At 37.1% G+C, this 20,496-nt stretch carries 17 protein-coding genes; 9 read left to right on the top strand and 8 right to left on the bottom strand.

Translation table 11 applies throughout. From position 1 onward, the window contains the following. Window positions 1–104: 104 nt before the first annotated feature. Both ACZIX2_RS07760 and ACZIX2_RS07765 read right to left on the bottom strand, forming a co-directional pair. Window positions 105–2,249 (bottom strand): TonB-dependent receptor, encoded by a 2,145-nt coding sequence (locus ACZIX2_RS07760; RefSeq protein WP_463339522.1) that lies wholly within the window; start codon window positions 2,247–2,249, stop codon window positions 105–107. A 173-nt stretch (window positions 2,250–2,422) separates the two neighbouring features. Beyond that, window positions 2,423–2,803, bottom strand: coding sequence for a hypothetical protein (locus ACZIX2_RS07765; protein ID WP_463339523.1), 381 nt, complete (start codon window positions 2,801–2,803; stop codon window positions 2,423–2,425). A gap of 221 nt (window positions 2,804–3,024) precedes the next feature. Here ACZIX2_RS07765 and ACZIX2_RS07770 point away from each other — a divergent pair, with 221 nt between their 5' ends. Continuing rightward, window positions 3,025–3,417, top strand: a complete 393-nt coding sequence (locus ACZIX2_RS07770) for a LytR/AlgR family response regulator transcription factor (protein ID WP_463339524.1) — start codon at window positions 3,025–3,027, stop codon at window positions 3,415–3,417. Here the strand turns inward: ACZIX2_RS07770 and ACZIX2_RS07775 are convergent, their stop codons facing one another. The 3 genes from ACZIX2_RS07775 to ACZIX2_RS07785 all read right to left on the bottom strand — a co-directional run bounded on the left by ACZIX2_RS07775 (window position 3,418) and on the right by ACZIX2_RS07785 (window position 6,939). Further along, complete coding sequence (locus tag ACZIX2_RS07775; RefSeq protein WP_463339525.1) at window positions 3,418–4,185, bottom strand: carboxypeptidase-like regulatory domain-containing protein; 768 nt, start codon at window positions 4,183–4,185, stop codon at window positions 3,418–3,420. Window positions 4,186–4,273: 88 nt separating this feature from the next. Beyond that, the gene (locus ACZIX2_RS07780) at window positions 4,274–6,154 is read right to left on the bottom strand and encodes a DEAD/DEAH box helicase (RefSeq protein ID WP_463339526.1); all 1,881 of its coding nucleotides are present in this window, start codon (window positions 6,152–6,154) and stop codon (window positions 4,274–4,276) included. A gap of 206 nt (window positions 6,155–6,360) precedes the next feature. Next, window positions 6,361–6,939, bottom strand: a complete 579-nt coding sequence (locus ACZIX2_RS07785; RefSeq protein ID WP_463339527.1) for a non-canonical purine NTP diphosphatase — start codon at window positions 6,937–6,939, stop codon at window positions 6,361–6,363. Window positions 6,940–7,101: 162 nt separating this feature from the next. On the opposite strand from ACZIX2_RS07785, the gene ACZIX2_RS07790 reads away from it, so the two are divergent. Then, complete coding sequence (locus ACZIX2_RS07790; protein WP_463339528.1) at window positions 7,102–7,773, top strand: carbonic anhydrase; 672 nt, start codon at window positions 7,102–7,104, stop codon at window positions 7,771–7,773. 53 nt (window positions 7,774–7,826) lie between these two features. On the opposite strand, the gene ACZIX2_RS07795 is transcribed toward ACZIX2_RS07790, so the two are convergent. After that, a complete protein-coding gene (locus ACZIX2_RS07795; protein ID WP_463339529.1) occupies window positions 7,827–8,600 on the bottom strand; it encodes an NYN domain-containing protein in 774 nt (257 codons plus the stop codon). 219 nt (window positions 8,601–8,819) lie between these two features. Between ACZIX2_RS07795 and ACZIX2_RS07800 the strand changes: the two genes are divergently transcribed. Continuing rightward, complete coding sequence (locus ACZIX2_RS07800; RefSeq protein WP_463339530.1) at window positions 8,820–10,082, top strand: aminotransferase class I/II-fold pyridoxal phosphate-dependent enzyme; 1,263 nt, start codon at window positions 8,820–8,822, stop codon at window positions 10,080–10,082. A gap of 106 nt (window positions 10,083–10,188) precedes the next feature. Here ACZIX2_RS07800 and ACZIX2_RS07805 read toward each other — a convergent pair whose 3' ends face one another. Further along, a complete protein-coding gene (locus ACZIX2_RS07805) occupies window positions 10,189–11,232 on the bottom strand; it encodes a LacI family DNA-binding transcriptional regulator (protein ID WP_463339643.1) in 1,044 nt (347 codons plus the stop codon). A 143-nt stretch (window positions 11,233–11,375) separates the two neighbouring features. On the opposite strand from ACZIX2_RS07805, the gene ACZIX2_RS07810 reads away from it, so the two are divergent. The 6 genes from ACZIX2_RS07810 to ACZIX2_RS07835 all read left to right on the top strand — a co-directional run bounded on the left by ACZIX2_RS07810 (window position 11,376) and on the right by ACZIX2_RS07835 (window position 17,995). Beyond that, complete coding sequence (locus ACZIX2_RS07810; protein ID WP_463339531.1) at window positions 11,376–12,383, top strand: PfkB family carbohydrate kinase; 1,008 nt, start codon at window positions 11,376–11,378, stop codon at window positions 12,381–12,383. Between the two features lie 32 nt (window positions 12,384–12,415). After that, window positions 12,416–13,081 carry a bifunctional 4-hydroxy-2-oxoglutarate aldolase/2-dehydro-3-deoxy-phosphogluconate aldolase gene (locus tag ACZIX2_RS07815; protein ID WP_463339532.1) on the top strand — a complete coding sequence of 222 codons (666 nt, stop codon included), beginning with the start codon at window positions 12,416–12,418 and terminating at the stop codon, window positions 13,079–13,081. 4 nt (window positions 13,082–13,085) lie between these two features. Continuing rightward, window positions 13,086–13,910: an SDR family oxidoreductase gene (locus ACZIX2_RS07820; protein WP_463339533.1), complete on the top strand. Its 825-nt coding sequence runs from the start codon at window positions 13,086–13,088 to the stop codon at window positions 13,908–13,910. Between the two features lie 21 nt (window positions 13,911–13,931). Next, the gene (gene uxuA / locus ACZIX2_RS07825) at window positions 13,932–15,092 is read left to right on the top strand and encodes a mannonate dehydratase (RefSeq protein ID WP_463339534.1); all 1,161 of its coding nucleotides are present in this window, start codon (window positions 13,932–13,934) and stop codon (window positions 15,090–15,092) included. Window positions 15,093–15,095: 3 nt separating this feature from the next. After that, window positions 15,096–16,502, top strand: a complete 1,407-nt coding sequence (gene uxaC, locus ACZIX2_RS07830; RefSeq protein ID WP_463339535.1) for a glucuronate isomerase — start codon at window positions 15,096–15,098, stop codon at window positions 16,500–16,502. A gap of 110 nt (window positions 16,503–16,612) precedes the next feature. Next, window positions 16,613–17,995: an MFS transporter gene (locus ACZIX2_RS07835; RefSeq protein WP_463339644.1), complete on the top strand. Its 1,383-nt coding sequence runs from the start codon at window positions 16,613–16,615 to the stop codon at window positions 17,993–17,995. An 85-nt stretch (window positions 17,996–18,080) separates the two neighbouring features. Here the strand turns inward: ACZIX2_RS07835 and ACZIX2_RS07840 are convergent, their stop codons facing one another. Next, on the bottom strand, window positions 18,081–20,369 hold the full coding sequence (locus ACZIX2_RS07840; protein ID WP_463339536.1) for a GH92 family glycosyl hydrolase: 2,289 nt from the start codon (window positions 20,367–20,369) through the stop codon (window positions 18,081–18,083). Between the last annotated feature and the right edge of the window lie 127 nt (window positions 20,370–20,496).

Below are 20,496 nucleotides of genomic sequence, written 5' to 3' on the forward strand. Positions count from 1 at the left end.
TTTCAAATATAAATATTTGTGTCCAGACGGTAGGGTAGTAGCGGCATCCTTTTGGGGCGGGGTTCGCCCCAAAAGATACAGCGGATGACGGGATTAGCTCCTAATTATTTTTTTAATGAAAAATTATATTGTAATCCTATTAAGAAGGTTCTAGGTGCGGCGGCTGTATACGACGGTTGTGAGGTGCTTAGATTGGCACGAGATACATTAAAGGCGTATAATTTATCGGTCAAATTCATTATGTTTCCGTAGCATTCAAGGGATTTGTAGTGATAGCCCAATCTAAAATTGAAAATATCGTAACCTGCATATTTTACCGTGTTGATTTGGTCTTGGTAATAGCTTCCTACCGATTGCCATTCTAGAGCTGTTCTAAAATTAGGTAACCAATTTGGATAATAGCTGATTTCTGCGTTTCCAGACCATCTTGGAGCTTGAGGCATTTCTTTGCCATCTATGTTTTTTACTGGATCGGTTGGTCTATCCGATACTTTGAAGTTGATAAAGGTGTGCTCAGCAACAGTTCCTCCAAATCGAATGTGCCATTGCTCCAAAGGTTTGTAGCTGAAACCAAATTCAACTCCTTTGTGTCTTGTTTCTCCTGCAGATTGAAAATCGGTTGAATTGTCTGGTTGACGGATGCTTAACAGTTCATTTTTGCCATCCATATAGTAGATAGCATAATCAAAATACAATTTGTTTTTTAGAACATTTATCCAACCACCAGCTTCGTAGTTGTCGAAAGTAGCTGGCTCAAGATTATAGTAAAACTCAGCGGGTTTACCAGTGGTTCCGCCTGTTCCTGGTTTCGCTCTAAAAATAGATGTGATTCCTGGAGGTGCAAATCCTTGTGCATAATTAGCATAAAACCCAAAGTAGGTAGAAGGATTGAAGTTGGCTCCAGCTTTGAAGGTTACTTTGTCGTATATTTTGGTTCCGATGGATTTATCGAGAGCATTGTTATAATCAACCTTCATATTGTCATAACGTAAGCCTCCTGTAAGCACCAATTGTTCAATTGGACTAAAACTAATTTGAGTATATTCGGCAGAGTTGTAAATGTCAGCTGTGTAGTCCACTAATTTGATGTCTGGTCTTTCTGCGATTTGTTCGAAATTGTTTACTGTTAATCCACCAGGGTTTAAGTTGGCTTTTAATTCGGTTCTATACGCCCAATAGGTTACTGGAGAGTAGTCATAAAGTACACCCGCTACAATTTTGGTATCCCAAAAGGATAGTTTTTGGGTGTGTTGTGCAATGGCGCCATAACTTTTGAAATTGTTAGAGTTGATTTCACCTGTTGCTGTAGTTTTTCCTGCGGTCCAACGAATAGAGTAGGAAGGATTTTGTCCTAATTTGTTATCTCTAAAATAAACCGTCAAGGCACTACTTGAGTTGTCATTCCAATCGTGTTCAAGTGCCACTTTAGTTCGTAAGGCATCGGATTTTCTATAAGTGAAATCGGTGGTGCTTTTGTAGGTTCTCTTGTAAAAAGCATCTTCGTTTACACTTCCACTCATATCCGAATAATATTTACCCCACATCATAGTACCGATTAATCGAGTTTTTGGACTGATGTTGAAGTCGATACGGGCATTCAGGTTGTCTTTGTTGTAATCAGAGAAAGCCATCCAGCCGTTTTTTTGCAAACTTGAAATTCCTGCTATGTGAAAACCAACTTTGCCAACCGTTGCACTCGCCATAGCCTGAATACGGTGGTAGCCCCATTGATCGGCTTGGATTCCGAATTTGAACTCTGGGTCTAACGTTGGTTTTTTTGAAATTAAATTGATGGCTCCGCCAACAGCTTCAGGTCCATACAATGAAGAAACTGGTCCTTTGACTACCTCAATGTTTTGAAGGTTGAATTGGTTGATTTCTAGTAATGCATTGTGGTTAAAAATTCCCATGGGGCGAATAGGTAATCCGTCTTCAAGGTATAAGTAATAGGCATTTGTGGTCATAGGTTGACGAATCGCCATAGAATGTTGCTCGTTCCCTAAATTGACCATCAATACACCAGGTATTTTGTTGATTACTTCGAATACAGCAACGGCTTTAGCCTCGTCTATCGTTTTGGCGGTTAGTTTGCTGATGGCCGTTGGGGTTTGTTTACGTTGGGTAGCGGTACGGTTGGCGGTAACAAAAACGGTTTCTAAATCTTGAGTTTTGCTGCTGTCTTTTTCGGTTTTATTTTGCGCAATAGCGATTTGCCCTATTAGTAATAAGGCTGTTATATATTTTTTCATTTGGTTTTAGCTAAAAGTCAAAGCAAATAGCATCTTCCAATTCTTATTTGTTTAAGAATTTTGGATAGACATAAGATAGCATTGACTTTTTGTTAGTATAAATTAAACAACAAGTGTTTTTCAATGAGGTAGTCATTGAATTTACATTCAAAAAGGTTGAAAATAAAAGTAATTTATACTAAAAAGGAGGGAGGTCTGAACGTTGAATTTGTTTTGGAAATGGTTTCTCCAGACGTATGAAAAACGTTCAACTTGGTTGTTGAAGTTATCGGAGTGTTACTTGCAAATGATGTAGGTGTTGAATGAAGAAGGTAAATGAAATCTGCTTTTTCTTTCAGGATGTTTTCCATTTTTTTTTCATTCTCATCAAATTGTTTTAGGCTTTTTTGTAGTTCACAACGACCATTACAAGTATTGTTGACAAGTTTTCGTTGTACACAAATGGTTTTGATGATTTGCTCTTGCTTGGTTTTAAATTGGATGTATACCACTACATTCCCAAAAATAGGGAAGAGCAAAGTTAAAGTTAAAAGAAATACGCCGATTTTTTTCAAAACAATTGTATTGTTTTTTTGAGGAGCAAAAGTAGCACAAGATTTTAGATTACAAAATTATCCTTTCATAAAATTCTATTTTCTAGTTTTATCTGGTTATTGTGAGCTATTAACAATAAGTTCTTGATAAAAGTAAATTTATCTTGTTTTTTTGATATCGTTTTTAATTATATTTAAAAACGATTTAGAATGAAATACCACTTATTATTCCTTACTTTTTTATGGACCTATATTCTGTTGTAATCGTTGATGATGAATCAATCAACATAGAAATTTTAAAGAAAATTATTTCCACGCATTGTTTAAAACTTAAGATTGTTGGTGTTGCTAGAACGATCGAGACCGTCTATTCTGAACTATTAGCAAAGAAACCCGATATCGTTTTTTTGGATATTAATATGCGAGAAAAGCAAATCTTTGAAGTTTTAGATCAATTTGAAACTATTGATTTTCAAATTGTTTTCGCAACAGCTTTTCCAGGGTATTTCTTTAAAGCTACAGATTATAATCCTGCAGATTTTGTAATCAAACCCTTCAGTGAAATTGCTGTAAAAGAAGCGGTAAAAAAAGCCACAAAGCGTATAAAAAAAATACGCAAGCAACTGGAACATTAATTATTTTTTCTTCAGTATTTTGTATTCTTCGTAGCAACCACTAATCGCATCCATGATTTGTAAATCATTGGCGGTTTGAATAAAAGCCTCCGAATAATTACAACGCTTTAATATTTCGGGTATTTCGGTCAACTCAATACCTAAAAGGGTGGCTATCATTTCTCGATCGTACTTGGACTCTAAGGCTTTACGAACGGTATCGTCTTTTTTGAGTTCCTTTAAACGCCTTAATTCTTTGGGTTTGTTACCAAAAACATTGTATAACATATCGGCGGGATTAAATATAGAACCCAAAACTTTTCCAAAGGCATCAGGAGAGTAGTGTCCGCCCTCGTAACCTTGAGAAAGCCCAGAAATGCTGTATCTGAAATTTTCTTTAGTGGGAATTAATTTGGAGTCAACTTCTAAATAACCGGTTAAGTTAAAAGGTCGAATGATAACTTCTTCTAAGGCGATGGCTTTTTCGGTAAGTTTTATGACTGTTTTTTTGGTTTTCAGCCAGTCGTTGGTTACCCTCACTTTGATGGATTGGAAACCTAATAAGGATACGTGTAAGGTGTCGCTTTGTGAAACTTCTATCTCAAAATTACCTTTAGTGTCTGTTGTAGTACCCTTAACTTTGTTAACGTTGATAATGTTGGCATAGGATAAAGGCTGGTCATTACTATCGTTTACAATGGTGCCAGTTACTTTAAGAGAAGTAGGGTTTTCTTGGGCAAAACCTATAAATGATAGTGAGATAAAAAAGAAAACTACAAAATATTTCATACACGATTTTAAAGCACTAAAAATAGTAAATCGCGAATTAATATTTTGTAGTTTTCAAATATAATTATAAGAAAATTAACAAAAATAATTAGTCTCTTCTTGTTCTTCTTGGTCTTGGACTGTCTCCAAAATTATCAGATCTTCTTGGAGCTCTGTCCGATGCACCTTCTCTTCTCGAAGCGCTTCCTCTTTCGCTTCGGAAACCACCTTCTCTTGGAGCAGCGTTTCTGTCGCTTCTAAAGCCGCCTTCTCTTCGTGGGGCAAAACTGCCTTCTCTTCTCGGAGCACCACTTCTGCCACCAAAACCACCAGAGCTTCTTCCGTTGTGATCACGTCTTCCGCCACCATCGTTTTTAGAAATCTCCACATTGATACGACGTCCTTCTAATTGGATGTTGTTCAAGATGTCCATTACTTTGTCGGTATGTTCAGCGTCGGTGTTGAAGAAAGAAAACCCTTCTTTAACATCCACTTTAAATACATCATCTCTGCCTAAATCCAGTGTCTCTTTTAAGAAATCTTTCAATGACATCCAGTCAAAATTGTCTCTTGAACCGATGTTCACAAAGTAACGAGTAGCGCCACCTCCAGCATTGCCTCGAGCTGCGTCTCTATCACCTCGCTCACGACGATCACCGCCGGCAGATTGAGGAGATAAATCTCTGTTTTTCTTGTAATAGTTCAAGAATCTATTGAATTCAACCGAAACCATTTTCTTGATCAATTCTTCTTTGGTCAATCCTTCTAACACATCGTTGATGGCCGGTAAATAGTTGTCAATTTCATGATCTACTTCGGTCTCTTTGATTTTGTTAGCCAAGTGTAACAATTGAATTTCGCAGATTTCAATTCCTGAAGGAATAGTTTTCTCTTCAAATTTTTGTTTGATGATGCGTTCGATAGCCGAAATTTTACGCAATTCACTTTTGGTGATAATAACGATAGAAGTTCCTAGCTTACCAGCACGACCAGTTCGACCTGAGCGGTGATTGTAGGTTTCGATTTCGTCTGGAAGTTGATAGTTGACTACGTGCGTAACATTATCAACGTCAATTCCACGAGCCGCTACGTCGGTAGCTACTAGCATTTGAATTTGTCTTCCTCTAAAAGATTTCATAACGCCATCGCGTTGAGCTTGCGATAAGTCACCGTGTAAGGCAGCAGCATTGTAACCGTCTTCGATAAGTTTTTCGGCAATTTGTTGCGTATCTCTCTTCGTTCTACAAAAAACCACCGAGAAAATATCCGGATTGGCATCGGCCAAACGTTTTAAAGCTTCGTAACGATCTCTTGCGTTTACTAAATAAAACTCGTGTGATACGGTAGCCGATCCTGAATTTTTGGCACCTACAGTAATTTCTAAAGGCTCACTCATGAATTGTTTAGCAATTCGAGCTACTTCCTGTGGCATAGTAGCCGAGAATAACCAAGTGTTTTTTTCATCTGGAGTGTCCGATAAAATAGAGCAAATGTCTTCATAGAATCCCATGTTCAACATTTCATCCGCTTCATCAAGAACGCAATAGTCGATATTTTTGATGTTTACTAAACCTCTATTAATCATGTCTTGCATTCTACCTGGAGTGGCTACAATGATTTGTGCTCCTCTTTTAACTTCTCTCGCTTGCTCTGTAATACTGGCACCACCATATACCGCAACGACATGTATACCTTTTTCGTATTTAGCGTAATTTTTAAGTTCGTTTGTGATTTGTAAACAAAGTTCTCGTGTTGGCGATAAAACTAATGCTTGTGTATTTCTGTTGTCGGCATCAATTTTTTGAATTAGCGGAAAACCAAAAGCTGCTGTTTTCCCAGTCCCTGTTTGAGCCAACGCAACCATATCCGTGTCTTTTTCCAATAATAGGGGAATCGCCTTTTCCTGTACCTCTGACGGATTTTCAAATCCTAGATCTAAAATCGCCTTCAGTAACGATTCATTCAATCCTAATTGTTCAAATTTGTTCATTATATGTTTTTAAAATAGGGCGCAAAATTACTCTTAATTTCCCAAATTAACTAATGCAAATTTAAGTTTTATGGATTTATTTTGTTTTGATATTCAGAAAGTTATGTTTTTGAATTGTAAATTTTCTAATTTTAAAAAGCGATTTTATGCTAAAACCGGAAGAAAAACAATGATAAATATTAGGTAATTGTATAGGTTTTTGATTGTTAATGAGTTGAGAGTAGAAATTGAAGTAAAGCTCGTGTGGCTTTTCCTCTATGGCTGATTTTGTTTTTTTCCTCTAACGAAATCTCAGCAAAGGTGTTTTGATATTCTTCTGGTTGAAAAATTGGATCGTAGCCAAACCCATCCGTGCCCTTTTTTTCTCTGGTGATACTGCCTTTGGCGATACCTTGAAATACATATTGCTGGCCCGAAAGGTTCAAACAAATCACGGTTTTGAATTGGGCATTTCGGTTGTTTTGCAGCTCCAGCAATTGAAGTACTTTATTCATATTGTCTTCTGAGGATCGTTGTGGTCCAGCAAATCGAGCCGAATATACACCTGGGGCATTATGGAGCGCTTCAATCTCTAAACCGGTATCATCGGCAAAACAATCGTAACCGTACTTTTCGGTAATATAATTGGCTTTCATGATAGCATTGCCTTCTATGGTATCAGCGGTTTCGGGTATTTCTTCATGACAACCTATGCTTTCTAAACTCAAAATAGTAATAGAATGAGGAAGCATGCTTTGAATTTCTTTGATTTTATTGGCGTTGTTGGTAGCAAATACGATTTTCATTTTTATTTTTTAGTTCAAAGGTATTGTTTTTACTTTTTAAACATATAATAGGAGGAGAGTAGTTTTGTGTATAAAAATAATTAATAATAAATATGAAAAACATTAAATATGTTTATATGTATTTATGTTTTAGCTTTGCCGAATAAAAATAAATAAAGCCATATGAAAAAATTAAATGCATTTTTAGGGGTAGTCACGATCCTTTTTGTAACAAGTGTCTATGGGCAAGTTTCGCCTTCTCAAGCTTTGGAAGCTTTAAAAGAAGGTAATTTACGATTTGTAGCTGGAAAAAGTATTAAACCGCATCAAGATGTAAATCGCATTAAAGAATTGGCTTCTGGGCAAAAACCTTTTGCGGTTATTGTTGGTTGTTCCGATTCAAGGGTACCTAGTGAAATCATATTTGATCAAGGGTTGGGAGATTTATTTATAGTGAGAACGGCTGGACAAGTTTCGTCCTACGCCTCGTATGGAAGTATTGAATTTGCGAATGCAGTTTTAGGAGCCAAATTGATTGTGGTTTTGGGACATACGCAGTGTGGAGCAGTGGCGGCAGCATGCAAGTTGCCTGAAGTTCCAGGTCATGTGGTGACGTTAGTTAATGCGATAAAACCTGCAGCAAAATTGGCCAAACACCAACACGGGGATGAGATTGAAAATGCAGTGAAAATTAATGTAGCGATGCAAGTAGAGCAGTTGAAAAATTTAGAGCCTGTTTTGACAAAGTCTACTAAGGATGATAGTACGAGAGTAGTTGGAGCAGTGTATGATCTAAAAACGGGTAAGGTTGAATTTCTTCCCGAAAATTATTTGAGCACTTTAAAAGAGAAGTAATATAAGTTTAAAACAAACGGCATCACTAATACGAGATGCCGTTTTTTATAGTTTTAGTAACGAAGCCTAACGTAGACATGTTTAATCCCTTTTTTATCCGAATCTCTTTCGTCAATTTCTAAAATATCGGTCAAGGATTTAAGCATAGGGGTGAGTTTGTTGAAACCGTAACTTCTGGGGTCAAATTCAGGTTTGTTTTTGACAATTAAATTGCCAACATCGCCCAAAAAAGCCCAGCCATCATCATCGCTTATAGCATCTATGGCATCTTCAATCAAATCAATGGTAGGGTCGTCAATTTTTATCGTTTTCTCTTTTTCAGTTACTTTTTTGGTGTCCGAAGTAGTAGTCGAGACGGTTTTAGGTTTTTTCTTTTTGGTGCCACTTTCTAAAACTTCTATAAAGACGAATCGATCACAGGCAACAATAAAGGCGTTTGGCGTTTTCTTTTCGCCCATGCCAATCACTTTCATACCGGACTCCCTTAGTCGGATAGCCAATCGTGTAAAATCGCTGTCACTTGAGACGATGCAAAAACCATCCACTTTATAGGAGTATAGCAAATCCATAGCGTCTATAATTAAGGCAGAATCCGAGGAGTTTTTGCCCGAAGTATAACTGTATTGCTGAATAGGAGTTATGGCGTGTTCTAGTAAAACGGATTTCCAACCATTAGAATTGGGCTTAGTCCAATCGGCATAAATACGTTTGGTGGTGGGGGTGCCGTATTTGGTAATTTCTTCCATCATGCCTTTGATGTTGCTATACGGAACATTATCGGCATCAATCAGTACTGCTATTTTTAACTCTTGAGTGTTGTTTGACATGCTTTATCGGTTTGTGTTCAAAGATACAAAGTTTAAGGTATTCTCCCTTATGTTGGTACAGCAAAACCTCTGACTAGTGACGCAAAAGCGATGAACTGTAGTTTGGACTCTTTTGAAATCAATTTTTTAAGCAAAATAAAAGAGAATTGACAGTGGTGGTTTAAGCTAAATAATTATTTTTGTCGCTTATTAAATAATAAAGTATTAAGTTGATATAAAATGGTAAAAGATCTATTCGAAAGAATCCAAAGCAATAAAGGTCCTTTAGGAAAATGGGCTTCTCAAGCAGAAGGGTATTTTGTTTTTCCAAAACTAGAGGGAGAATTGGGACCTAGAATGCAATTTCAAGGGAAAAATATATTGAACTGGAGTTTGAACGACTATTTAGGTTTGGCAAATCACCCAGAAGTGCGTCAGGCAGATACCGATGCCGCTATTCAATTTGGTGCCGCTTACCCAATGGGAGCGCGAATGATGAGTGGTCATACGAAATACCACGAGCAATTGGAGCAAGAATTGGCTGCTTTTGTGATGAAAGAATCGGCTTATTTATTGAATTTTGGTTACCAAGGAATGGTGTCTATCATCGATGCTTTGGTGACTAAAAATGATATCATTGTATATGATGTAGATTCACACGCTTGTATAATTGACGGGGTGCGTTTGCATATGGGGAAACGTTTTACCTACAAACACAATGATTTAGAGAGTATGGAGAAAAACCTGCAACGTGCTACTAAAATGGCGACAGAAACAGGTGGAGGAATTTTGTTCATTACCGAAGGGGTTTTTGGAATGCGTGGGCAACAAGGAAAATTGAAAGAAATTGTTGCAATGAAAGAGAAGTACAATTTCCGTTTGTTGGTTGATGATGCACACGGATTTGGAACGCTTGGAAAAACAGGTGCTGGAGCAGGAGAGGAGCAAGGGTGTCAAGACGGAATTGATGTGTATTTTTCTACGTTTGCCAAATCGATGGCCAATATTGGTGCTTTCGTAGCGGCAGATAAAGATGTAATCGATTATTTGAAGTACAACTTGCGTTCTCAAATGTTTGCCAAAGCATTACCAATGATTCAGACGATTGGTTCTTTAAAACGTTTACAGTTGTTACGTGAATCTTCTGCAATTAAAGATAAATTGTGGGAAAACGTAAATGCGTTACAAAACGGATTAAAAGAAAGAGGATTTAATATTGGAGATACAAATACTTGTATTACGCCAGTTTACTTAGAAGGAAGCATTCCAGAAGCGATGGTGATGGTAAACGACTTAAGAGAAAACTATGGTATTTTCTTATCGATTGTTGTCTATCCAGTAATCCCGAAAGGTATTATTTTGTTGCGTATGATTCCAACGGCTTCGCATACTTTAGAAGATATTGCAGAAACTTTGGCTGCTTTCGAAGCCATTCGTGAGAAACTAGTTAACGGTACGTATAAAGAAATTGCCGCACGCACTACAGTAGATATGGAAGCTTAGGTTTTTAAGTATTCAGTTTACAGTTAGTAGTAGGCAGTTATATAAGAAATCCATTCGTTTTCGGCGAATGGATTTTTTTTTTAATACAATAAAACAAATACAATACTCAATGTGTATTGATGTTGTTGATGTATAAATTTTCTTTCACAATAATTTCTAATGGTATAGGTAATACTTCTGTGTTATCTTCTTTGTTTGCGCATTTTTTATATAGCAGTTGAATGGCTGTATAGCCTTGTTCTTCTGGTTTTTGATGGATTAAAAAATCGATTCGCTCCTTTAGAAGGAATTCGATATTTTCTTTTAAAAGTTCATGACCTATTAACTTTACATCAGTAATATGGTGTTGTTCGAAAAAACGAGCAACGATATGTACTCTTGAATTGGGAACATATACTGCATCAACGCCTTCAAATTGAGCAGGAGTAAGTATATCTTTGGATTCAATTATGGAATTGGTTTCTGATAAAACAAGGTTGAAATTTGGTTTTTTTTCATCAAAGTAATCTCTGAATCCTTGAATTCGCTGTATGAACACATTATTTCTGTTAGTGTTTTCCTTAAGGCTTTTTAGCTTTAATATTAGAATATGAGCATTAGTATGCAAGCCAAATCCAATAAGTTTTCCTGCGAGATAACCACTTTTAAGAGAATCTTGACCCACATAAAAAACATTCTTTATTTCAGTTAAATTGGAGTCAATCAAGACAACTGGCGTGTTTTTGTTTTGATACTCTAGTAAGAATGATTGGGAGGCTTCTTGAAAAATAGGGGCCAAAACTAAGCCGTCGTGTTCAGCTTCTAATACTTTTTGCGCAGTTTCGATAAATGCTACTTCGTTAAAATCAAAATAGTAATATTCTAAAAGAACTCCCATTACAGTTAATTCTTGAGCTGCTTTTTGAATCCCTTTAATAGGTTCTTTCCAATATTCAATTCGATCACTTTTGGGTAAAAAAATGGCGAATCGGTATTTCTTGTTAAGAGCCAAATTACTAGCCATTACATTTTTGACATAGCCATATTCTTTGATAATTGCGTTTACTTTTTCAATGTTTTCTGGAGTTACTTGGCCTCTATTGTGGATAATACGGTCTACGGTTCCGACAGAAACTTGAGCTAATTCGGCTATTTTTTTAATAGTGATAATGGCTAAATGGTTTTATGGTTAGACTTGGTAAAAATAGTATATTTTTTTTTCATCTTTTTATTTTGTTTTTATTAACAAATAGTTGTACTGCATACATTTTTTTCTATATTTGTATTACGTGTGCGCACACGAATAAATAAAATATGACAAAAAAAATTATAAGTTTAGGTGAAATATTATTGCGATTAACGCCACCCTCGCAATTGAAAATAGCACAAACGAATGCTTTTGATATAGGTTTTGGTGGAGCAGAGGCCAATGTTTTGGCATCTTTATCACGTTTTGGCTGGGATACTCAATTGATAACTGCTTTGCCTCAATCTATACTTGGGGAGAAAGCTTTACGACAATTGCAACAAACTGGGATGGTAATATCAAATCAATCTTTAGTAGGTAGAATGGGCTTATATTATTATGAGCCTGGATTTTCAATACGATCAGGTAAGGTAATTTATGATAGGTCCCATTCCGCCTTTTCAAATCTTAGTGTTGGGACTATTGATTGGCGAACTATATTTGAAGATGCGGATTGGTTTCATTGGTCAGGTATTACGCCTTCTTTATCTATAGATTTGGCTTGTTTATGCAAAGAAGCCCTTTTAGTCGCTCATGAATTAGGTCTTACCATATCTGTAGATCTCAATTATCGTCCAACCTTATGGCAATATGGCATTCGTCCATCCGAAATCATACCTGAATTGATTACTTATTGTGATGTATTATTAGGAGGTATTGAAGATTCTGAACCGGTATTAGGGGTAAAGGTTGAGGCTAATGCTAGTGTTCACGATGTGTTTGCTTTATGGAAGCAAAAGTTTCCAAAATTAAAAGTAGTTTCTAGCACCCAACGTAAAAATGCTACGGCCTCTTCAAATGTAATTAGTGCTGTATTATGGGATGGGAAACAAATGTATGAGTCGACCGAGCATTGTATAATGCCAATAGTGGATCGTATAGGTGCTGGTGATGCCTATATGGCTGGATTGATCCATGGGATTGGTTCATGGTATGAATTTCCACAAAAGACGGTGGATTTTGCCATTGCAGCAAGTGCTTTAAAGCATACCATTGTTGGTGATTTTAATTGGGCTACCCAAGAGGACGTTTTTGATTTAATGCATGGGGCTACAGGTAGCCGTGTAGCAAGATAAAGTAGGCAGTAATTTCAATAGTAAATGAAATAATGAAAACTAATAACAAAATACTTAGTGTTTTAACAGAACAAGGGCTATTGCCACTATATTATCACGACGATGCCGCGATTTCTATAGCGGTACTAAAAGCTTTGTATAAATCAGGAATTCGTGCGGTAGAATATACACATAGGGGCGCAAAGGCTAGTCAAAACTTTGCTAAAATGATGGAAGTTAAGAATCAAATGATGCCAGATTTGTATTTAGGAATTGGTACGGTGAAAGATTTATATCAAGCGCAAGATTACATAACGTTAGGTGCTGATTTTGTAATAAGTCCGGGATTTGTTCCAGAAATAGCTACTTACTTAAAAGGGGAAGGGATTTTGTATAGTCCGGGTTGTATGACGCCAACAGAAATTGGTGCCGCTGAACGTGCGGGAGTTGAGTTGATCAAGTTATTTCCAGGTAATTGTATAGGGCCCTCATTTTTGATGGCAGTAAAAGGATTGTTTCCAGATTTACACTTTATGCCAACTGGAGGAGTGACCCCAGGGCAAGCTAATCTTGAGGAATGGTTTCATGCAGGAGTGGTTGCTGTAGGTATGGGGAGTCAATTAATTAGCACCTCTCTTTTGGAGGCTCGAGATTTTGATGGACTCACTAAATCAACACAAACTCTTTTGCAACAAATTCGATTAATAAAAAATAAATAAGTACATGAAAACAGTTATAATTACAGGGGCTGGAGGGGTATTGTGTAGTGCATTAGCCAAGGCTTTTGCACAACAAGGGTATCAAATTGCAGTTGTCGATTTGAAAAAGGAAGCAGCAGATGCCATTGCAAATGAAATTAATGCATCAGGTGGCATAGCATTTGGATTTGTTGCCAATGTCTTGGAGAAAGCATCATTAGAAGCTGCACGAAATGAGATCAATGCAAAGTTAGGGACTTGCGATATTTTGATAAATGGTGCAGGAGGGAATCATCCATTGGGAACTACCTCGAATTCGTTTTTAACGGAAGATGACCTAGAAAATACTACGGAGGGGTTCAAAACTTTTTTTGATTTGGATGCAGAGGGAATTAAGTTTGTCTTTCATCTTAACTTTATAGGAACGTTATTGCCTACACAAGTTTTTTCAAAAGATATGATTGGCAAAAAGGGCTGTAGTATTTTGAATATTTCCTCTATGAATGCCTATACTCCATTGACAAAAATTCCCGCTTATAGTGGGGCAAAAGCTGCAGTGTCTAATTTTACGCAATGGTTGGCAGTTCATTTTTCAAAAGTAGGAATTCGAGTGAATGCAGTAGCACCTGGTTTTTTCTTAACCGATCAAAATCGCAGTTTATTGACAACCGTTGAGGGGACATTGACTCCAAGAGGGAATACAATTATCGAACAAACGCCTATGGGACGATTTGGACAACCTGAAGATTTAATAAGCACAGCGCTTTATTTAAGTGACGAAGCCTCTTCTTTTGTAACCGGTGTAGTCATTCCAATTGATGGTGGTTTTAGCGCGTATAGTGGAGTGTAATACAATATAAAAAATATAGAAATGGAACAAACATGGCGTTGGTACGGTCCAAATGACCCCGTAAAATTATCTGATGCCCTTCAAGCTGGTGCAACGGGTATAGTGACCGCATTGCATCACATTCCGAATGGACAAGTATGGGAAGTGGATGAAATCTTAAAAAGAAAAGAAGAAGTAGAAGCTGCTGGATTAACACTCTCAGTTATTGAAAGTATTCCAGTACACGAGGATATTAAAAAGCAAACTGGGGATTATTTATTATTCATAGAAAATTACAAACAAAGCTTAAGAAATTTAGCAGCATGTGGCATTTATACCGTATGTTACAATTTTATGCCTGTTTTAGATTGGTCTAGAACCGATTTGTCTTATACCATGCCCGATGGTTCAAAAGCTTTGCGATTTGATGTGATAGCATTTGCGGCATTTGAATTGTTTATCTTGAAAAGACCTGGAGCTGAAGATATATATACCGAATCTCAAATTGCACAAGCGAAAGCGATGTTTGAACACTTATCTGATGCAGATAAAATTAAATTGCAACAAAATATAATTGCAGGCTTACCTGGCGCTGAGGAATCGTACACTGTATCAGATTTTTTAAATGTACTTCAGCAGTATGATGGAATTGATGCTTCTACTTTGAAAGGTAATTTGTATTATTTTTTGAAAGAAATCATTCCTGTTGCTGAACAGGTTGGGATAAAAATGGCCATACATCCCGATGATCCACCTTACTCTATATTAGGATTGCCTAGGGTTGTTAGTACTGAGGCCGATTTAAAGGAGTTATTACAAGCAGTTGATTCTCCTTCTAACGGATTTTGCATGTGTACGGGTTCTTATGGTGTGCTTGCCTCAAATGATTTACCAGGTATTGTAGATCGTTATGGAGACAAAATGCATTTTATTCACTTAAGAAGTACACAACGCGACGCAGCTGGTAATTTTTTCGAAGCCAATCATTTGGAAGGCGATGTCGATATGTATGCCGTAGTGAAATCGATTTTGAAAAAAGAAAAAGAAACCAACAGATGCATTCCTATGCGTCCTGATCACGGGCATCAAATGCTTGACGATTTAAATAAAAAAACCAATCCAGGCTATTCAGCTATTGGGCGTTTAAGGGGGTTGGCAGAACTCAGAGGTTTAGCTATGGGAATTGAAAAAAGTATATTTTAGTATATGACTACTTCAACCTTCATTACCAATAATTTTTTATTGCATACAGCAGCAGCACAAAGACTGTATCATGATTACGCTAAACATCAGCCAATTTTTGATTATCACAGTCATCTTTCGGCCAAAGATATTGCGGAGGATCGACACTTTGAAAATATAACTCAGCTTTGGATAAGCGGTGATCACTATAAGTATCGCGCTATGAGAGCGCATGGAGTTTTGGAACATTTTATTACAGGCCAAGCAAGTGATTATGATAAATTTTGCCAATGGGCAGCTACTGTGCCTTACACGCTTCGAAATCCATTGTATCATTGGACGCATTTGGAGTTACAAAGATATTTTGATATGGATATTTTGCTTTCTGCTGAGACAGCGGATTATGTGTATCACCATGTAGGTACTTTATTGTCAAAAAAGGAGTACAGTGTTCAGAGTTTATTGCGAAAAATGAATGTTCGATTTGTGGGAACTACAGACGATCCTACCGACGATTTACGCTATCATCTAAGACTTCAAGAACAAGGTTTTGAAATTCCAGTACTCCCTACTTTTCGACCTGATAAAGCATTAGAAATTGATAAAGGTTTAGCTTTTAATACGTGGTTATTACAGTTGGGAGCTGTAGTGGGGTATAAAATTGAAACTTTTGATTTGTTATTGCAAGCATTAAAGGAACGTCATGACTTTTTTCATACTATAGGTTGTCGTATTTCTGATCATGGGCTTGGAGAATTGCATTATGAAGTGGCATCTTCTGAAGAGGTTGCTACAATATTTGAAAAGGCAATTTCTGGGGTTTCATTGACTATTGATGAGATCAAAAAATACCAAACTTCGCTATTATTAGCCTTAGCTACAATGAATCATGCTAAGGGATGGGTTCAACAGTTTCATATAGGTGCTTTAAGAAACAATAATTTATTTATGTTTCGAAGTATTGGTGCAGATCAGGGTTTTGATTCGATAGGTGATATCTGCATTGCTCCTTCGTTGGGTCGTTTTTTAGGAAAATTGAGTGAACTTCAATGTTTGTCGAAGACCATTGTGTATAATTTGCATCCAAAAGATAGTGAAATGATAGCTACCATGTTAGGGAATTTTAATGACGATGGTCAGGTTGGTAAAATGCAATATGGGGCAGCTTGGTGGTTTTTGGATCAAAAAAAAGGGATTGAGGCACAACTTGATGTCTTGTCAAATTTTGGATTATTGTCCCACTTTATAGGGATGGTGACAGATTCTAGGAGTTTTATGTCCTTTCCTCGTCATGAATATTTTAGACGCATACTTTGTAATGTACTAGGGGAAGAAATGGAAAAAAATGAATTGCCCCATGATTTTCAGTTGATAGGAGACAGGGTTGCAGCTATTTGTTATCACAATGCGGTAAACTATTTTGCACAATAAAATAAAAACTAATTAGTATGGAAATAAGTGACCTTGTAGTGTCAAAAAAAATTGAAACTACCAAAAAGCAGCCTTTTGCTCAAGGGAAGTATAGATGGGTGGTCTGCAGTATGTTGTTTTTTGCTACAACTATCAATTATCTGGATCGACAAGTCCTTTCATTAACTTGGAAAGACTTTATAGCTCCAGAATTTCATTGGACAAACAATGATTATGGAAATATTACGGCTTTGTTTTCAATTTTTTATGCGATTTCTATGTTGTTTGCTGGCCGCTTGGTAGATCGGTTAGGTACAAAAAAAGGTTTTCTTTGGGCGATAGGGATATGGTCCTTAGGGGCCTGTTTACATGCGTTTTGTGGTATAATCACATCCGGATGGCTAACGGGAGATTGGCAATTAAGTTTTGAAGGTTCCAAAAAAAGTATACAAACAATAGGGAATATTGGCTCAGTAATCTCGGTGAGTGTTACCTTGTTTATTATTTCTCGCTTGGTTTTAGCTATTGGGGAAGCAGGTAACTTTCCAGCGGCCATTAAGGCTACAGCTGAATATTTTCCTAAAAAAGATCGGGCTTTTGCCACGAGTATATTTAATTCAGGGGCTACAATTGGAGCTTTGATTGCTCCTGTAACGATACCATTTATTGCAAGAGTTTTTGGATGGGAAATGGCATTTATAAGTATTGGACTATTGGGATTTGTATGGATGGCAATTTGGATACTGCTTTACGAAACACCAGAGGAAAATGGAAAACTAACCCAAGAGGAATTACAGTACATTCAACAAGATGGATTGGAGCCTTTTGCTGTTACTATGTCTGACACAAAAACACACTATTCTTTGCGCACTTGTTTGAAATATAGACAAACTTGGGCTTTTGTAATTGGCAAATTTTTGACTGATGGTGTTTGGTGGTTTTTCTTATTTTGGACCCCAGCCTATTTAAGTTCGGTGTATCAAATGGAGGCTACAACAGCAGCTTTTCCCTTATTTGTTTTGTATTCGATAACTTTGTTGTCAATTATTGGAGGGTGGTTGCCAACTTATTTTGTTACTAAAAAAGGAATGCAGCCTTATGAAGGAAGAATGAAGGCCATGTTGATTTTTGCCTTTATTCCTTTACTTGCTCTTTTAGCACAACCGTTAGGGCATTATTCTTATTGGATCCCGGTGGTTATTATCGGAGTATGCGGAGCAGCTCATCAGGCATGGTCTGCAAATATTTTTACTAGTATTGGCGATATGTTTCCCAAGCCTACTATTGCTACCATTACAGGAATTGGAGGTTTAGCGGGTGGTATCGGATCTACATTAATAAACAAAGGTTCGGGTATGTTGTTTGATTACATGGAAAAGTATCAATGGGTATTGTTCGGATTTAAAGGGGTAGAAGCCGGTTACTTTATAGTTTTTTCAATTTGTTCTGTAGCGTATCTTCTTGGATGGGGTATAATGAAACTATTAGTACCCCACTACCGTCCAGTTCTGTAAGGATAGGTAGTGTGGGATGCTATTATAGGAATACAGTTTTAAAACTAACTTTACTTGTGGTTTATTCACTACGAGTAAAGTTTTTTTATTTTTCAAATGCTCCTGTATTTTGTGTATTTGACATGTGAAATTCTAAAGTTCCACCTTCCTTAATTTTTAAATGATCAAAAAATGGGGTGTCTAAAGTTACCGAATTGAGTTTTGCTCTTTGAATATAGTAATTGTTTTCACTGTTGTTATTGGCTTTAATAGTAAAGGTACGTTTGTTTTGGAGTTTGATATTTACTTCATCAAATATTGGTCGGCTGATACTGTATTGATTGTTACCAGGGCAAAAAGAATAAAATCCCATGGCGTTTAAAACATACCATGCTGACATTTGTCCACAATCTTCATTACCTGCAAGTCCGTTTGGATTGTTAAAGTACAGGGTTTTCATGATCTGGTGGGTAAGACTTTGAGTTTTCCAAGGTTGTCCCACAAAGTTGTAAAGGTGTGTAATGTGGTGACTGGGTTCGTTACCATGAGCGTATTGTCCAATTAATCCAGAGATGTCTTCGGAAACTTTTCCTCCAGTTAACTCAGAGTTAGTGGCAAAAAGTTGGTCTAGATTCTCTGTGAACGAGGTTTTTCCACCCATTAAATCAATAAGTTGGGTTACGTCATGGGGTACAAACCAATTCCATTGATAGGCATTTCCTTCTGTATAATCATTGGCATTGTGAACAGAGTAGCGCGGGTCAAAAGGTGTTCTCCAACTGCCGTCCAGGTTTTTTCCTCTCATGAAACCAGTAGATTTATCATAATATTGAGAGTAGCGTTTAGATCGTTCGGTAAAACGTTGATAATCTTGAGTTTTTCCCATGTGTTTTGCAACCTGTGCTATACACCAATCGTTGTATGCATATTCTAAAGCTTTGGAAACAGATTGATTTTCCAAGTTCGAAGGGATGAAGCCATACATTTCATTGTACAACTTGCCTTTAGGCATTAGTCTTCTTTCGACTTCTTCGGAAGGGAAATATATCCCTGTACGGGCATAATTAGCAGCATCCACCATAGCTTTATAAGCTTTGTTGTAATCAAAATTCCGTATCCCTTTCAGGTAGGCATCCGCTATTAACGATACTGCGTGGTACCCAATCATACAGCCAGTTTCATTGGACGCTAATTCCCACATTGGGAGTGCTCCACCTTCGTCGTATTTTACCAACAGGGAATGGATAAAATCTCCTGCCCTTACAGGGTCAAGTATCGTTTTTAGTGGATTGTTTCCTCTAAAAGTATCCCATAAGGAAAAAACAGTGTATATAGTTCGGCCATTGGAATTTTTTATAGTGTGGTCCATACTGCGGTATCTGAAATCGACATCATTGGCAATGTTCGGGCAAATAGAGGTATGATATAAAGCAGTATAGAAAATGGTTTTCTCAGTATCTGTTCCACCTTTACTATTTATTTTGTTAAGTTCCTCTTGCCAAAGTTTTTTTGCTTTTTTTTGTATGCTGGCAAAATTCCAGGAAGGGATTTCGGATTCAAGATTGCGTTTAGCTCCTGCATTATCTACGGCTGATATTCCTACTTTGGCCAAAATTTCATCTCCTTTTTCAAGGTCAAAATATAGTACTAGTTGTATGTTTTTGGCTAGAGCATGTTTTTTATTTGGCAAGGCTTTACCGTTTTCGTACAGTATTGCTTTGAATGGCTTGTTGAATTTTGCGTGAAAAAAGACGTGCTGAGCTTCGGCCCAACCTCCTGATTTTTTGAACCCTTGGATTTCGTGATCATTTAGAATACGAATTTCATGATCGGGATTTTTGTCTTTAAAAATAGTATGCGATAAATCGATAATGAGGCCCGAAGGACCGCTTTTAGTATAGGTGTACTTGTGGAATCCAGCTCTTGTAGTGGCTGTTAATTCAGCTTGTATGGCATATTTTTTTAAAAAAACGGAATAGTATCCAGGCGAAGCTTTTTCCTCTAGATGGCTGAAAGTAGAACGGTAACCGTTTTCGGGTTCGCTTGGGGTTCCCGGAGTTAGGTTGGGTTGTCCTGAAAAAGGCATAAATAGAACGTCTCCAAAGTCTCCAATACCCGTTCCGCTTAGGTGAGTATGTGAAAAGCCTATAATAGAGGTGTCCGAATAATGGTAGCCACTACTGGCATCCCAACCTTCCGTACGTGTGTCAGGGCTTAATTGTACCATGCCGTAGGGGACTGTAGCTCCAGGAAAAGTATGCCCGTGTCCTCCTGTTCCAATAAAGGGATTGACCCATTGGGTATTATCTAGGGCTTGTGCGTTTATAAAGTTCGAGTGTGGGCATCCTATCCAAAAGCAACAAAGGATTAATAATTTGAAGTAATACAGTTTCATATGTGTTTAATTTAATAAAACACAAATAAAGTAGGATGGTCTTAAAAAGGTATTAATTTATCCTTAACTGCCAAATAATTATCTATTAATTGGATATTTGAATATTAGTGTCTCCTTTTATTTCAAA

The organism is Flavobacterium riviphilum (genome assembly GCF_055231795.1).